This window comes from Proteus sp. G2673 (assembly GCF_009915125.1).
Taxonomy (GTDB): domain Bacteria; phylum Pseudomonadota; class Gammaproteobacteria; order Enterobacterales; family Enterobacteriaceae; genus Proteus; species Proteus penneri.
Window position 1 is genome coordinate 13,003 of record NZ_JAABLT010000011.1, and the last position, 15,223, is coordinate 28,225.

General features: G+C 40.5%; 19 protein-coding genes and 1 rRNA gene. 14 read left to right on the forward strand and 6 right to left on the reverse strand.

Translation table 11 applies throughout. From position 1 onward, the window contains the following. Positions 1–30: 30 nt before the first annotated feature. The 8 genes from rpmJ (at position 31) to GWI59_RS06545 (ending at position 4,120) form a co-directional block, all read left to right on the forward strand. Positions 31–147 (forward strand): 50S ribosomal protein L36, encoded by a 117-nt coding sequence (gene rpmJ / locus GWI59_RS06510; protein ID WP_071788572.1) that lies wholly within the window; start codon positions 31–33, stop codon positions 145–147. A 146-nt stretch (positions 148–293) separates the two neighbouring features. Further along, the gene (gene rpsM / locus GWI59_RS06515) at positions 294–650 is read left to right on the forward strand and encodes a 30S ribosomal protein S13 (RefSeq protein WP_036914623.1); all 357 of its coding nucleotides are present in this window, start codon (positions 294–296) and stop codon (positions 648–650) included. Positions 651–666: 16 nt separating this feature from the next. Then, positions 667–1,056 (forward strand): 30S ribosomal protein S11, encoded by a 390-nt coding sequence (gene rpsK, locus GWI59_RS06520; protein ID WP_002919257.1) that lies wholly within the window; start codon positions 667–669, stop codon positions 1,054–1,056. A 36-nt stretch (positions 1,057–1,092) separates the two neighbouring features. Then, positions 1,093–1,713 (forward strand): 30S ribosomal protein S4, encoded by a 621-nt coding sequence (gene rpsD, locus GWI59_RS06525; protein WP_004246942.1) that lies wholly within the window; start codon positions 1,093–1,095, stop codon positions 1,711–1,713. A 25-nt stretch (positions 1,714–1,738) separates the two neighbouring features. Next, on the forward strand, positions 1,739–2,728 hold the full coding sequence (locus tag GWI59_RS06530) for a DNA-directed RNA polymerase subunit alpha (protein WP_006535513.1): 990 nt from the start codon (positions 1,739–1,741) through the stop codon (positions 2,726–2,728). Between the two features lie 37 nt (positions 2,729–2,765). Next, positions 2,766–3,152 (forward strand): 50S ribosomal protein L17, encoded by a 387-nt coding sequence (gene rplQ, locus GWI59_RS06535; protein WP_004246940.1) that lies wholly within the window; start codon positions 2,766–2,768, stop codon positions 3,150–3,152. 297 nt (positions 3,153–3,449) lie between these two features. Continuing rightward, positions 3,450–3,863 (forward strand): Zn(2+)-responsive transcriptional regulator, encoded by a 414-nt coding sequence (gene zntR / locus GWI59_RS06540; RefSeq protein ID WP_023583474.1) that lies wholly within the window; start codon positions 3,450–3,452, stop codon positions 3,861–3,863. A gap of 50 nt (positions 3,864–3,913) precedes the next feature. Beyond that, the gene (locus GWI59_RS06545) at positions 3,914–4,120 is read left to right on the forward strand and encodes an alternative ribosome-rescue factor A (RefSeq protein ID WP_109848578.1); all 207 of its coding nucleotides are present in this window, start codon (positions 3,914–3,916) and stop codon (positions 4,118–4,120) included. Positions 4,121–4,123: 3 nt separating this feature from the next. On the opposite strand, the gene mscL is transcribed toward GWI59_RS06545, so the two are convergent. From mscL to def, 5 genes are all read right to left on the reverse strand, one after another. Beyond that, positions 4,124–4,531, reverse strand: a complete 408-nt coding sequence (mscL, locus tag GWI59_RS06550; protein WP_006535517.1) for a large-conductance mechanosensitive channel protein MscL — start codon at positions 4,529–4,531, stop codon at positions 4,124–4,126. A 114-nt stretch (positions 4,532–4,645) separates the two neighbouring features. Beyond that, positions 4,646–6,022, reverse strand: coding sequence for a Trk system potassium transporter TrkA (gene trkA, locus GWI59_RS06555; RefSeq protein ID WP_069368788.1), 1,377 nt, complete (start codon positions 6,020–6,022; stop codon positions 4,646–4,648). A 112-nt stretch (positions 6,023–6,134) separates the two neighbouring features. Continuing rightward, positions 6,135–7,403: a 16S rRNA (cytosine(967)-C(5))-methyltransferase RsmB gene (gene rsmB, locus GWI59_RS06560; RefSeq protein ID WP_109848577.1), complete on the reverse strand. Its 1,269-nt coding sequence runs from the start codon at positions 7,401–7,403 to the stop codon at positions 6,135–6,137. 99 nt (positions 7,404–7,502) lie between these two features. Beyond that, positions 7,503–8,450 carry a methionyl-tRNA formyltransferase gene (fmt, locus tag GWI59_RS06565; RefSeq protein ID WP_161724282.1) on the reverse strand — a complete coding sequence of 316 codons (948 nt, stop codon included), beginning with the start codon at positions 8,448–8,450 and terminating at the stop codon, positions 7,503–7,505. A 26-nt stretch (positions 8,451–8,476) separates the two neighbouring features. Then, positions 8,477–9,001, reverse strand: a complete 525-nt coding sequence (gene def, locus GWI59_RS06570; RefSeq protein ID WP_006535523.1) for a peptide deformylase — start codon at positions 8,999–9,001, stop codon at positions 8,477–8,479. A 130-nt stretch (positions 9,002–9,131) separates the two neighbouring features. On the opposite strand from def, the gene dprA reads away from it, so the two are divergent. The 5 genes from dprA to GWI59_RS06595 are packed head-to-tail and all read left to right on the forward strand — an operon-like array spanning position 9,132 to position 12,505. Next, entirely contained in the window at positions 9,132–10,277 is a 1,146-nt protein-coding gene (gene dprA, locus GWI59_RS06575; RefSeq protein WP_006535524.1) for a DNA-processing protein DprA, read from the forward strand. Positions 10,278–10,295: 18 nt separating this feature from the next. After that, a complete protein-coding gene (locus GWI59_RS06580) occupies positions 10,296–10,856 on the forward strand; it encodes a topoisomerase DNA-binding C4 zinc finger domain-containing protein (RefSeq protein WP_072062981.1) in 561 nt (186 codons plus the stop codon). Next, a complete protein-coding gene (tsaC, locus tag GWI59_RS06585; protein WP_006535526.1) occupies positions 10,849–11,418 on the forward strand; it encodes an L-threonylcarbamoyladenylate synthase type 1 TsaC in 570 nt (189 codons plus the stop codon). Before GWI59_RS06580 ends, tsaC begins: the two co-directional genes overlap by 8 nt. 5 nt (positions 11,419–11,423) lie before the next feature. Beyond that, the gene (aroE, locus tag GWI59_RS06590; RefSeq protein WP_072062979.1) at positions 11,424–12,248 is read left to right on the forward strand and encodes a shikimate dehydrogenase; all 825 of its coding nucleotides are present in this window, start codon (positions 11,424–11,426) and stop codon (positions 12,246–12,248) included. Then, positions 12,245–12,505, forward strand: a complete 261-nt coding sequence (locus tag GWI59_RS06595; protein WP_072062978.1) for a DUF1488 domain-containing protein — start codon at positions 12,245–12,247, stop codon at positions 12,503–12,505. The genes aroE and GWI59_RS06595 overlap by 4 nt, the downstream gene beginning before the upstream one ends. Here GWI59_RS06595 and GWI59_RS06600 read toward each other — a convergent pair. Beyond that, a complete protein-coding gene (locus GWI59_RS06600) occupies positions 12,481–13,044 on the reverse strand; it encodes a gamma carbonic anhydrase family protein (protein WP_109399211.1) in 564 nt (187 codons plus the stop codon). The two genes, GWI59_RS06595 and GWI59_RS06600, sit on opposite strands and share 25 nt — an antisense overlap. A 614-nt stretch (positions 13,045–13,658) precedes the next feature. Between GWI59_RS06600 and GWI59_RS06605 the strand changes: the two genes are divergently transcribed. Next, positions 13,659–15,201: ribosomal RNA gene (locus GWI59_RS06605) — 16S ribosomal RNA — on the forward strand. Positions 15,202–15,223 lie beyond the last annotated feature (22 nt).

Sequence of the window (15,223 nt, forward strand, 5' to 3'; positions counted from 1 at the left end):
GATTTGTTTTAGAAGTTACGGAGAGTAAAAATGAAAGTTCGTGCTTCCGTCAAGAAAATGTGCCGTAACTGCAAAATTGTTAGACGTCACGGTCACGTGCGTGTAATTTGCAGCGTCGAGCCTAAGCATAAACAGCGTCAAGGCTAATTTATTGCATTTTTTTCTTGCAAAGTTCGGTTGAGCTGGCTAAATTAGCCAGCCCAATCTTTTATAATATATACAGTATTGTTTGAGTATCCTGAAAACGGGCTTTTCAGAATAGTACTGTATAACTGCTAATTTAGGAGTGCATAGTGGCCCGTATAGCAGGCATTAACATTCCTGATCATAAACATACTGTAATCGCATTAACTTCGATTTACGGTATCGGTAAGACCCGCTCACAGGCTATCTGTGTAGCTGCTGGTATTGCTGAAAATGTTAAGATCAGTGAGCTGTCTGAAGAGCAAATCGACAAGCTGCGTGACGAAGTTGCCAAATACGTTGTAGAAGGTGATCTGCGTCGTGAAGTTACCCTGAGCATCAAACGTCTGATGGATCTTGGTACTTACCGTGGTTTACGTCATCGTCGTGGTCTACCAGTTCGCGGTCAGCGTACTAAGACTAACGCACGTACCCGTAAGGGTCCGCGTAAGCCGATCAAGAAATAATCGGGGTATTTGAACAATGGCAAAAGCACCTATTCGTGCACGTAAGCGTGTAAGAAAACAAGTCTCTGACGGTGTGGCTCATATCCATGCTTCTTTCAACAACACAATCGTTACTATTACCGATCGTCAAGGTAACGCATTGGGTTGGGCTACTGCCGGTGGTTCCGGTTTCCGTGGTTCTCGTAAATCTACTCCGTTCGCGGCTCAGGTTGCAGCAGAACGTTGCGCTGAAGCTGTTAAAGAGTACGGAATTAAGAACTTGGAAGTTATGGTTAAAGGACCTGGTCCTGGTCGTGAGTCAACTATCCGTGCATTAAACGCGGCTGGTTTCCGCATCACTAATATTACTGATGTGACTCCGATTCCTCATAACGGTTGTCGTCCACCGAAAAAACGTCGCGTTTAATAACGTTTTCGTTTTTAGGAAAGTTGGAGAAAGAAAATGGCAAGATATTTGGGTCCTAAGCTCAAGCTGAGCCGCCGTGAAGGTACAGATTTATTTCTAAAATCTGGCGTTCGGGCGATTGACACCAAGTGTAAACTGGAACAAGCACCAGGTCAGCACGGCGCACGTAAACCGCGTCTTTCTGATTACGGTGTTCAGTTACGTGAAAAACAAAAAGTACGTCGTATTTACGGTGTTCTAGAGCGTCAATTCCGTAACTACTACAAAGAAGCAACTCGTCTGAAAGGCAACACAGGTGAAAACCTGCTGACTTTGCTGGAAGGTCGTCTGGATAACGTTGTTTATCGTATGGGCTTTGGCGCAACTCGCGCAGAAGCACGTCAGATGGTTAGCCATAAAGCAATCATGGTAAATGGTCGCGTGGTTAACATTGCTTCTTATCAGGTTTCCCCGAATGACGTAGTCAGCGTTCGTGAAAAATCGAAAAAACAGTCTCGTATTAAGGCTGCTTTAGAGCTGGCTGAACAGCGTGAAAAGCCAACATGGCTGGAAGTTGATGCTGCTAAGATGGAAGGTGTGTTCAAGCGTATTCCTGAACGTACTGACTTGTCTGCTGACATTAACGAGCACCTGATCGTCGAGCTTTACTCCAAGTAAGGCTTAGCACCAAAGAGAGGACACAATGCAGGGTTCTGTGACAGAGTTTCTAAAACCGCGCCTGGTTGATATCGAGCAAGTCAGTTCGACGCACGCCAAGGTGACCCTTGAGCCATTAGAGCGAGGCTTCGGCCATACTCTTGGTAACGCACTGCGCCGTATTCTGCTTTCGTCTATGCCGGGTTGTGCGGTAACAGAGGTTGAGATTGATGGTGTACTGCATGAGTACAGCACCAAAGAAGGTGTTCAGGAAGATATCCTAGAAATACTGCTCAACCTTAAGGGGTTGGCGGTAAAAGTTCATGGTAAAGATGAAGTTATTCTTACTTTGAGCAAATCTGGCATTGGCCCTGTTATTGCAGCCGATATCATCCATGACGGTGATGTCGAAATCGTCAAGCCGCAGCACGTTATCTGCCACCTTACAGACGAAAACGCATCTATTAACATGCGTATCAAAGTTCAGCGTGGTCGTGGTTATGTGCCGGCTTCTGCCCGAATTCATTCGGAAGAAGATGAGCGCCCTATCGGTCGCCTTTTAGTAGACGCGTGCTATAGCCCAGTTGAGCGTATTGCTTATAATGTGGAAGCAGCTCGTGTTGAACAGCGTACCGACTTGGATAAGCTGGTAATCGAGATGGAAACTAACGGTACTATCGATCCAGAAGAATCGATTCGCCGTGCAGCGACTATCCTGGCTGAACAGCTTGAAGCTTTTGTTGACTTACGTGATGTTCGTCAGCCAGAAGTTAAAGAAGAGAAGCCAGAATTCGATCCTATCTTACTGCGCCCAGTAGACGATCTTGAATTGACTGTCCGCTCTGCTAACTGTCTGAAGGCAGAAGCAATCCACTACATCGGTGATCTGGTACAGCGTACTGAAGTTGAATTACTTAAGACGCCTAACCTTGGTAAGAAATCTCTTACTGAGATTAAAGACGTACTGGCGTCGCGTGGTTTATCTCTTGGCATGCGCCTTGAGAATTGGCCACCTGCAAGTATCGCTGATGAATAAGATCACAGGTTAAGGTTTTACTGAGAAGGATAAGGTCATGCGCCATCGTAAGAGTGGTCGTCAATTGAACCGCAACAGCAGCCATCGTCAGGCTATGTTTCGTAACATGGCAGGTTCTTTAGTTCGTCATGAGATCATCAAGACAACTTTGCCTAAAGCGAAAGAACTGCGTCGCGTCGTTGAGCCGCTGATTACTCTTGCCAAGACCGACAGCGTAGCTAATCGTCGTCTGGCATTCGCCCGTACTCGTGATAACGAAGTCGTGGCAAAACTGTTTACAGTATTAGGTCCGCGTTTTGCGAGCCGTGCAGGTGGTTACACTCGTATTCTGAAGTGTGGCTTCCGTGCTGGTGACAATGCTCCAATGGCTTACATTGAGCTTGTTGACCGTGCTGATTCTGAAACAGAAGCAGCAGCTGAATAATTTAATTATTATTTAGTGAAGCGAATAAAAAAACCGGATTTTTAATCCGGTTTTTTTACGTTTATTGAAAATGATAATTACTAAATTATTTTTTGTAAAAATAACTTATCAACTCATACTCTAACCTTTCTATTTGTTATTCCTTACTTTTTTATTTATTTTTGTGTTGCATTATATTTATTTTTTGTGATTTCAGCATGCTGCTATTTTGATAAGATAAGCTTCGCACTATATTTCAATTCTATTCTTTTGATTATTTGCTATGCTTATTCATCATTTAAAGTGAGGGAATGATCCATGTATCGTATTGGACAAGTTGCAAAATTAGCGAATGTGACAACAGATACAATCCGTTTTTATGAAAAACAAGGATTGATGGATCATGACAGACGAACAGAAGGCGGTTATCGTCTATATACAGAGCAAGATCTCCAACGTTTACGTTTTATTCGTTATGCAAAAGAGTTAGGCTTTACATTAGACGCGATTACAGAGCTACTCTCTATTCGGGTTGATCCTGCTCATCACACTTGTGTTGAGTCAAAGCAAATTGTTGATGCAAGACTTGCTGAAGTGGAAATTCGCTTGAAAGAAATGGAAAGAATGCGAGATTCATTGAAGATGTTGAGTAATGCCTGTTGTGGTAGTGCTCATGAAAGTACTTATTGTTCTATTCTTGAAATACTTGAATCTGGAGCTACAAAGCAATAGTATTTATACCGTGTTACGTTTTATGTTCTTTAATAATTTAAGAGGTTTTTATGTCTAGCAAATATCAGCACCAGAAAGGTGTTATTAAAGATAATGCTTTAGCGGCACTTGTTCATGATCCACTATTTAGACAACGTGTGGAAAAGAATAAGAAAGGAAAAGGAAGTTATATGAGAAAAGCAAAACATGCTAAGAAAGGGAACTGGGAGGCCAGTGATAACAAAAGATTTTTTCAATTGTTATCACTGGCCTTTTAGTTTTTATTTTTGCTGATTTTTTAATAAATCACGAATTTCTGTTAATAACGTTTCTTCTGCGGAAGGAGCCGGTGGTGCTTTAGGTGCCTCTTCTGCTTGACGACGTGTTTTGTTAATTAATTTGATTGCACAGAAAATTGCAAATGCAATAATAGCAAAGTCAAATACAGTTTGAATGAACATACCATAATTAAGTACAACCGCTGGTACATCCCCATTAGCCTCTCTTAAAATAAGGCTAAACTGTTTGAAATCGATACCACCGATTAATAAACCTAGAGGTGGCATAATAATATCAGCAACTAATGATGAAACAATCTTACCGAAGGCTGCACCAATGATGACACCGACTGCCATGTCAACAACGTTGCCTTTCATTGCAAATTCACGAAACTCTTTGAAAAAAGACATAACCACCCCTTATTTATCTATGCATAGATTTATTATGTAAAAATATAGTATCTAATATGATAATAGTAGATCATTACAAGCAACAATTACTACTATTCTTATTTCTACGTGGTTTTATAAGAAAAATGGGCTAGGTTGGAAAAGTTTTTCAACTTCAGGGACATATTTTTTATCAGTAATAAACATAATTACATGATCCCCTTGTTCTATAGAGTGACTTGCGTTCGCAATAATAACATCTTGCTCTCTGACAATTGCACCAATGATGGTTCCAGGTGGTAGCTTTATATCTTGTATACGGCGACCAACAACTTTCGATGTATTTTCATCACCATGTGCCACAGCTTCGATTGCTTCTGCAACACCTCGTCGTAATGATGAAACACTAACGATATCTGCTTTACGTACATGGCCTAAAAGTGCAGAAATAGTTGCTTGTTGTGGTGATATTGCAATATCAATAACCCCTCCTTGGACTAAATCAACATAAGCACTACGTTGAATAAGTACCATCGCCTTTTTTGCGCCCATTCTTTTGGCTAACATCGCTGACATAATATTGGCCTCATCATCATTAGTCAGTGCGATAAAGACATCGATTTGTTCTATATGTTCTTCAGCAAGAAGTTCTTGATCTGATGCATCACCATAAAAAACGATGGTGTCATGGAGTAGCTCAGCCAGTTCTGTTGCACGTTGCTGATTATGTTCAATAAGCTTGACGCTATAATCTTTTTCTAATCTCGCAGCTAAACCAGCACCGACATTACCACCACCAACAATCATGATGCGTTTATAAGGTTTTTCTAATCGTTGTAATTCGCTCATTACTGCGCGAATATGCTGAGATGCGACAACAAAGAAAACTTCATCTCCAGCTTCAATAATTGTGGAGCCTTGAGGTCGGATAGGTCTATCTTGACGAAAAATCGCTGCAACGCGTGTATCAATATGTGGCATATGATCACGCAATGTTGATAACGCATTCCCAACGAGAGAACCACCATAATACGCTTTTACCGCAACAATACTGACTTGGCCATCGGCAAAATTAACAACTTGTAAGGCACCAGGGTATTGGATTAATTTATAAATATAATCAATAACCAAATGCTCTGGTGAGATTAAATAATCAATGGGAATAGCTTCTGGGAGAAAGAGTTTGTCTGCTTCACGAACAAATTCAGAGGCACGTATTCGAGCAACTTTATTGGGTGTATTAAACAGAGTGTAAGCAACTTGGCACGCTATCATATTGGTTTCGTCAGAGTTGGTGACGGCAACCAGCATATCTGCATCTTCAGCACCTGCTTCTCTTAAGACCCTTGGGTGAGATCCATGTCCATTGACTACTCGTAAATCGAATTTATCTTGAAGTTGGCGTAAGCGATCTGCATTAGTGTCAACGACAGTAATATCATTATTCTCCCCGACAAGATTTTCAGCGAGAGTACCACCTACTTGACCAGCGCCTAAGATAATAATTTTCATCGTAATTTCTCAAAGTATTCGATTAACAAATAGAAAAGAAACGCAAGATCTTGATGATCTTGCGTTGAAATAGTAGCGTTTTTTAGAACTGATATCATCTTTTATCACAAGATCATATTTTCTTGATCAATGCATAAAAGAAACCATCGCCACCTTCTTCTTCTGGTAAGCATTGGTGCTGATAATCACATTGTGCATCTTTCGTTGATGCTAAAAATGCTTCAATTTGTTGTTTATTTTCTTCTGGTAAAATAGAGCAGGTTGCATACACCAACGTGCCACCCGATTTTAGGTATGGCCAAATAGCGTGAAGGATCTCTTTTTGAATTTGAGCTAATTGCTCAATATCGTCATTACGACGAAGCCATTTTATGTCAGGGTGACGACGGATAACACCTGTTGCTGAGCATGGTGCATCGAGTAAAATGCGGTCAAACTGCATGCCGGCACACCATTTTTCAGGATAACGACCATCACCACTTTTGACGACTGCATTAAGTTTTAAACGGGTAAGGTTTTCTTTTACTCGTTTTAAACGTTGTTCATCTATGTCAATAGCGAGTACTTGAGCTTGAGGAGCTATCTCTAGAATATGTGTTGTTTTACCACCTGGCGCTGCACATAAATCAAGGATCTGCTCTTTATTTTCTGGTGCTAATAATTCAGCACAACGTTGAGCTGAACGATCTTGCACTGTTACCCAACCATCAGCAAATCCAGGAAGCAGGCTCACGTTGCATGGATTTTCTAAACGGATCGCGAAAGGGTGGCTGTTATCAGCAATAGCGGGAATTTCTTCATTTTCAAGTAATGTTAAATAGTCTTCTCGAGAGTGATGACGCTGATTTACACGTAACCACATTGGTGGTTTTTGGTTATTGCCTTCAATAATATTCATCCATTGTTCAGGATAAGCCTTTTTGATGCGAGCAAGTAGCCATGATGGATGAAGAAAACGATTTTCGCTATTTTGAAAACGTTCATTAAGGATATCCTGTTGGCGTTGAAACTGACGTAACACACCGTTAATCAATCCTTTTAACTGTGGTTTTTTTAGTGCAACAGCACCATTTACTGTCTCAGCTAAAGCTGCGTGAGCAGGAATGCGTGTATAAAGAAGCTGATATAAACCAACCATAATAAGGTAGTGTAAAATACGTTGTTTACCTTTTAATGGCTTATCCATGAGTTGCTGAATAATCCATTCTAATTGTGGCAATGTACGTAATACGCCAAAGCAGATTTCTTGCAACAAGGCTTTATCTTTGTCTGAAATATTTTTCTGAAGTTCTGGTATGACAGTACTTAGAGATAACCCTTGATCTAATACTTGGTTAATTGCTTTAGCTGCAATGCTACGTAAGTTGTATGACGTTTTCATGATGAGTTGACGTTTAATAATTAGCGCCAGAGATGCATTACATTGGCGTGAAAAAAGGAAAACCCTGATAATAATATTAGATATCAGGGCTTAGAATTATTATTGAATGACTTTTCCAGGAGTGAACCAATCTCTCTTGGAGTTTAAGAAATCAGCAGAAGCCATAGGTCTCTTACCTGATGGTTGCAACTCAGTGATATTTAGAATGCCATTACCTGTCGCAATATAAATACCCGTTTTATCTGCTTTTAATAAGGTTCCTGCAAGTCGATTGGTATTATCTGCAATAGCTTGTGCTTTCCATACTTTTACAGGTTGCCCGTCTAACATGAAAAAGCTCATTGGCCATGGATTGAATGCTCTTATGCAACGTTCAATCTGTTCTGCTGATAATGCCCAATCAATTTTTGCTTCTTCTTTAGATAATTTTTGTGCGTAATTCGCTAAATTATCGTCTTGTTTTTCAGCTTTTACTTTACCCGAGGTAATGAGATCTAAAGTAGTTGTTAGAGCTTTGGGACCAAGTTCTGCAAGCTTTTCATACAGGGATGCGCTGGTATCTTCATTCGTAATTGGGCAGGACGCTTTATACAGCATATCACCTGTATCTAAACCAATATCCATTTGCATAATGGTAACGCCCGTTTCTTTATCTCCGGCCCACAAAGAGCGTTGAATTGGTGCAGCGCCACGCCATCTAGGAAGGAGAGAACCATGCACATTAAGGCAGCCTAAACGCGGTATTTCAAGAACGGCTTTAGGTAAAATCATGCCATAAGCGACAACAATCATAATGTCTGCTTGTTGTGCCACTATCCATTCATGGTTCTCTTCTGGTTTTAAAGAGGTTGGTTGATAAACAGGAATATCATGAGCTAATGCCAGTTCTTTGACAGGGCTAATAGTCAGTTTCTTACCTCTTCCTGCGGGTTTATCTGGAGGTGTTAATATTCCCACCACACGATGTTGGGTTGATAATAATGCAGCTAAATGTCGAGCCGCAAAATCGGGTGTTCCCGCAAAAATAATACGTAATGAATCAGACACGTTTCCTTCCTGTTTCAAATTAACTGTTACTGTCCTGCTTTAGCTCTTTTTTTATCTAGCTTATCGAGTTTTTCAACTTTTTGACGGATGCGTTGGCGTTTTAATGGAGATAAATAATCTACAAATAGCTTACCAACTAAATGATCCATTTCATGTTGAATACAGATAGCTAATAAATCATCAGCTTCTAACTCAAAAGGCTGACCGTTGTAATCAAGGGCCCTTACTTTTACATGTTCTGCACGAGGAATAAAAGCACGCTGTTCTGGGATAGATAAACAGCCTTCTTCTATGCCTGTATCACCGTTGGCATCAAGAAGTTCTGGGTTTATTAATACCAGTCTTTCATCTCTTGTTTCAGAGACATCAATGACGATAATGCGCTGGTGAATATTCACCTGTGTCGCGGCTAAACCGATACCTTCTTCCAAATACATTGTTTCAAACATATCATCGACAATTTTTTGAATTTCGGCATCAACTTTTTCGACTGGTTTTGCAATCGTGCGAAGGCGCTCGTCTGGATAATGTAATACGTGTAACACTGCCATAATTTATTCGGACTGTTTCTAAAATGTGAATAGGATTTAACGTCTATTCTAGACATTTATTGTCTAGATTGACAGTATTTGGTGTGTTCCACACTCACCTTGTTTGTTAAAAACAATATTAGGATAATGCATGGATGCTAGAGAAATATGGATCAGGCTTAATGCTGTTTCAAGACTACCTGTTAATAAAGCGATTCAAATTGCAAAATATCTACAATCTTTGACTCAGTTAAATCAAAAATTATTAATAGGTTGTGGTCTTTCAGAACAGCAAAGTCATCAATTCTTAAGACTTTCTGCAAATGCTGTCACTGATACATTAAAGTGGTTAGATAAAAACGAATCATCATTATTAACGATTACAGATTCAGATTATCCATCTTTATTAAAGCAAATTTCATCACCGCCACTTTTGCTTTTTGTTGCAGGAAACCGGCAGCATTTAAAAAGCACACAAATTGCATTAATTGGAAGTAGAGTTGCTACACAATATGGTTCCAAATGGGCAACTTATTTTGCTCAGGAATTAGTAAAGAAAGAACTGACAATTACAAGTGGGTTAGCTCAAGGCATTGATGGTATTGGGCATCGAAGCGCATTAAAAAGCAATGGTATTACTATTGCTGTACTAGGAAGCGGTTTAGAACAGATTTATCCGTCATTCCATCGTACTCTTGCAACACAAATAAAAGAATCAGGCCTTATTATTTCTGAACATTTACCTATGACACCACCTTTAGCACGCTATTTTCCTCAACGTAATCGGATTATTAGTGGCCTAAGTACTGCACTGCTTATTGTAGAAGCAGGAATTAAAAGTGGTTCTTTAATAACAGCAAATTATGCTTTGCAACAAGGTAAAGAGTTGTTTGTGTTACCTGGATTATTAGGTGATGCTCATTTTGAAGGTAATCACCAGCTTATTAAGCAAGGTGCAAATTTAGCATCTTCACCAGAAGATATCCTAGAATATTTAAATAGCTCTTTGCAGTGGCTTACTTGTGATAATGAACATCGACAAAAACTAATAACAGAAGAATATACAACGCTTATTAATAATAAAAAACGAGAGTCTAAAATAGAGCAATTTACATCCGAACAACAACAAGCGATGGATGTGATCTTGCCTTTGCTTCATTTTAATAAAACGCTACCTATTGATATCATTGCTCAGGCTAGTGGATTATCAACTTCTGCATTAGCTCCTCTTTTATTAGAACTTGAGCTTATTAAAAAAGTCGCTATTGTGGCTGGTGGTTATACTCGATTGGAATAAGTGTAATGAGGTAAAATAATGGCAAAGAATATGCCGTTTACACAGCAACCTGAACAGGAAAAATGCCCTGAATGTGGCAGCGCATTAGTGATGAAAAATGGAGGACATGGCCCTTTTTTAGGATGCTCTGCTTATCCTGATTGCCACTATATTAAAACATTGAAACCACAAGGTGATGGGCAAATTATTAAAGTTTTGGAAGGTCAACCTTGTAAGTGCTGTGGTGCTGATTTAGTTTTACGTCAAGGTAAATTTGGGATGTTTATTGGTTGTAGCAATTACCCTGAGTGTGAACATATAGAACAAATTGATAAACCTGATGAAACAGTTATACCTTGTCCTCAATGTGAAAAAGGAAAACTATTACAACGTAAATCTCGGTTTGGTAAGACATTTTATGCTTGTAACCAATATCCAGAATGCCAATTTGTATTAAATAACAAACCTATTAATGGTGAATGCGAACATTGCCACTATCCATTATTGATGGAAAAAAGGTCTTCTCAAGGAGTAAGATTAGTGTGCGCCAGCAAATTATGTGGAAAGCAACAAAAAACAAAAAGAGAAGAACATGAATAACGAAGCATCACCTGTAAGTAATACTATTATAGAAGCATTAAAAAATAATAAAGTTATCGCATATCCAACAGAAGCTGTATTTGGGGTAGGTTGTGATCCTGATAGCGAGCAGGCTGTTATGGCACTATTAATGTTAAAGCAACGTTCAATTGAAAAAGGACTAATTTTAATTGCTGATAACTATGGGCAACTGAAACCTTATATTGACGATAGTGCATTAACACAAACTCAACGAGATCGAATGTTTGCATCTTGGCCGGGGCCTGTTACATGGGTTATTCCTGCTAAATCAACGACGCCAAAGTGGTTAACTGGGAAATTTGATTCTTTAGCCGTGAGAGTAACAGATCACTCAGTTGTTAAAGAGCTATGTTTGGCTTATGGAAAACCTTTAGTTTCAACGAGTGCTAACTTAAGTGGATTACCACCATGCCGTACAGTTGAAGAAGTAAGAGAACAATTTGAGGACACAATTCCTATTGTTGAAGGGAATGTTGGTGGTAGACAGAATCCTTCTGAAATCCGAGATGCATTAACGGGTGAATTGTACCGACAAGGGTGATTGTGATGGAAAAATATTTAGTGATGGGGAATCCTATCGAGCATAGTCAGTCTCCTTTCATTCACCAATTTTTTTCAAAACAAACAGGAATAGAGTATGGCTATGGACGCCTACTGGTTCCTTTAGGTGAATTTGATAAAACCGCCTCGCATTTTTTTTCTAATGGAGGGCGAGGTGCTAATGTTACCGTTCCTTTTAAAGAAGATGCATTCCGTTTTGTGGATAAATTAACTGATAGGGCAAAAGCATGTGGTGCAGTTAACTCTATTGTTAAATTAGAAGATGGATCATTTCTTGGTGATAATACTGATGGGCAAGGACTTATTCTAGATTTAGCAAGGCTTGATTTTATTGTACCTAATAAGGTTAAATCAGTCTTAGTTATTGGCGCTGGTGGTGCAACAAGAGGAATATTACTTCCATTACTTGATTACGATTGTGATATTACTTTAACCAATCGCACATTTGCTAAAGCTGAGCAATTAGTAAAAGAGTTTAGTCAATTTGGAACGATCAGAGCAATCGCCGCTGAAGAGGTTGCTGATAGACATTACGATTTAATTATAAATGCATCGGCATCTAGTATGACTAATGATTTACCACCTATTCCTAATGATGTTTATGGTTTTGAAACAGCATGCTATGACCTTTATTATCAAACCGGAATGACTTCATTTTTATATAACGCATTAAAACATGGAAGTACGCGTTTATCAGATGGGTTAGGTATGTTAGTAGGACAAGCAGCTTATGCATTTGAATTGTGGTATGAACTTGTACCAGATATTAATCCTGTCCTTAATGTATTAAGAGAACGATTGAATCAATGAACCAATCTATTCAATTTCCAGATCGTGAAATATGGCTAGTTGAGAATAGGAGTGTTCTGTTCCCTATAATGATCAACGGAATGCTTTTTGATTGTCAAATTACAGAGCAAGAGCTTATTAAGCGTTTTGGCGTTGGTGAGGGGCTTTTATTATTTAAACAAAATCGTTGGGACATTGAAGAAGAATTTGAAGAGTTGGTAACAGAGTATGAGTTATCAACTCTCTATCCTATCTATTCTTTGTCAATGGCAGATTGATGATTGGCTAAATAGTTGTTTTTCCATCCGACATAATTATTAGCAGAATAGACAAAGTGCTCTATTTCTGCTGGTGAAAGAGGGCGAACTTTTTTCACAGGACTTCCTAAATAAAGAAAACCGCTTTCAAGTCGCTTTCCTGGAGGAACTAAACTACCCGCACCAATCATTACATCGTTTTCAATAATTGCACCATCAAGTAAAATAGAACCCATTCCTACTAATACACGATCTCCGATCGTACATCCGTGTAGCATTGCTTTGTGCCCAACAGTAACATTATCACCAATAATAAGAGGAAAACCTTCAGGAGTATTAGGTGAGATGTGAGTAACATGAAGAACCGAACCATCCTGGATATTTGATCTTTTCCCAATACTCACGTAATTCACATCACCACGAATAACAACCATTGGCCAGATACTGACATCTTCACTAATACGCACATCTCCAATGACCGTTGCGGTTTCATCAATAAAAACATCTTTATCAATAGAAGGCGAAAGGTGTAAGTAATTTCTGATTGTTGATTTTCCCATAATTTAACCTCGTACTTAGTTTCACTTTATAATAAGAAAAGAATAGCAGTGGATGGGGGGAGCTGGCGAGAGCCATGATTTTTATAATGAATGACGATAAAAATAGATAATAAAAGAGAAAGTAAAGCAATAAAGTATGATTGATAGAATATACCGAATAGACAATAACAATATAAAGTGTATATTTTTTACCCGCAATAGAGTTTTTCCGTATCAAAAATAGACGCAAAGTTCAAAAAGAGAACGAACGGAAAAAAAATTGAAATAAACACTTGCGCTAATCCGAGATCTCCCTATAATGCGCATCCACTGACCGGCGATGAGCAAACAACAAGCCACGCAGGACAGTGAAGAGAAAAGAAAAAAGTTTGAAAAAACTCTTGACTCTTCAGGGGAATAGCGTAATATACGCCTCCTCGCAACAACGCAGAAGACCGGAAACGGCAGCGAATGTTGCACTGCTCTTTAACAAATTATCAGACAATCTGTGTGGGCACTCGCAGAGACGATATCTTCTAAAATATTAGATGTATCAAGTCTTGAAGAGTGAACAACAAAAGTAAATTCATTTATGAATAGCTAAGTTTTCGATTTCTTTGAGCATCAAACACTTTTAATTGAAGAGTTTGATCATGGCTCAGATTGAACGCTGGCGGCAGGCCTAACACATGCAAGTCGAGCGGTAACAGAAGAAAGCTTGCTTTCTTGCTGACGAGCGGCGGACGGGTGAGTAATGTATGGGGATCTGCCCGATAGAGGGGGATAACTACTGGAAACGGTGGCTAATACCGCATGACGTCTACGGACCAAAGCAGGGGCTCTTCGGACCTTGCGCTATCGGATGAACCCATATGGGATTAGCTAGTAGGTGAGGTAAAGGCTCACCTAGGCGACGATCTCTAGCTGGTCTGAGAGGATGATCAGCCACACTGGGACTGAGACACGGCCCAGACTCCTACGGGAGGCAGCAGTGGGGAATATTGCACAATGGGCGCAAGCCTGATGCAGCCATGCCGCGTGTATGAAGAAGGCCTTAGGGTTGTAAAGTACTTTCAGCGGGGAGGAAGGTGATAAAGTTAATACCTTTATCAATTGACGTTACCCGCAGAAGAAGCACCGGCTAACTCCGTGCCAGCAGCCGCGGTAATACGGAGGGTGCAAGCGTTAATCGGAATTACTGGGCGTAAAGCGCACGCAGGCGGTCAATTAAGTCAGATGTGAAAGCCCCGAGCTTAACTTGGGAATTGCATCTGAAACTGGTTGGCTAGAGTCTTGTAGAGGGGGGTAGAATTCCATGTGTAGCGGTGAAATGCGTAGAGATGTGGAGGAATACCGGTGGCGAAGGCGGCCCCCTGGACAAAGACTGACGCTCAGGTGCGAAAGCGTGGGGAGCAAACAGGATTAGATACCCTGGTAGTCCACGCTGTAAACGATGTCGATTTAGAGGTTGTGGTCTTGAACCGTGGCTTCTGGAGCTAACGCGTTAAATCGACCGCCTGGGGAGTACGGCCGCAAGGTTAAAACTCAAATGAATTGACGGGGGCCCGCACAAGCGGTGGAGCATGTGGTTTAATTCGATGCAACGCGAAGAACCTTACCTACTCTTGACATCCAGCGGATCCTTTAGAGATAGAGGAGTGCCTTCGGGAACGCTGAGACAGGTGCTGCATGGCTGTCGTCAGCTCGTGTTGTGAAATGTTGGGTTAAGTCCCGCAACGAGCGCAACCCTTATCCTTTGTTGCCAGCGCGTGATGGCGGGAACTCAAAGGAGACTGCCGGTGATAAACCGGAGGAAGGTGGGGATGACGTCAAGTCATCATGGCCCTTACGAGTAGGGCTACACACGTGCTACAATGGCAGATACAAAGAGAAGCGACCTCGCGAGAGCAAGCGGAACTCATAAAGTCTGTCGTAGTCCGGATTGGAGTCTGCAACTCGACTCCATGAAGTCGGAATCGCTAGTAATCGTAGATCAGAATGCTACGGTGAATACGTTCCCGGGCCTTGTACACACCGCCCGTCACACCATGGGAGTGGGTTGCAAAAGAAGTAGGTAGCTTAACCTTCGGGAGGGCGCTTACCACTTTGTGATTCATGACTGGGGTGAAGTCGTAACAAGGTAACCGTAGGGGAACCTGCGGTTGGATCACCTCCTTACCTAAGAGATACGTGTTATGTG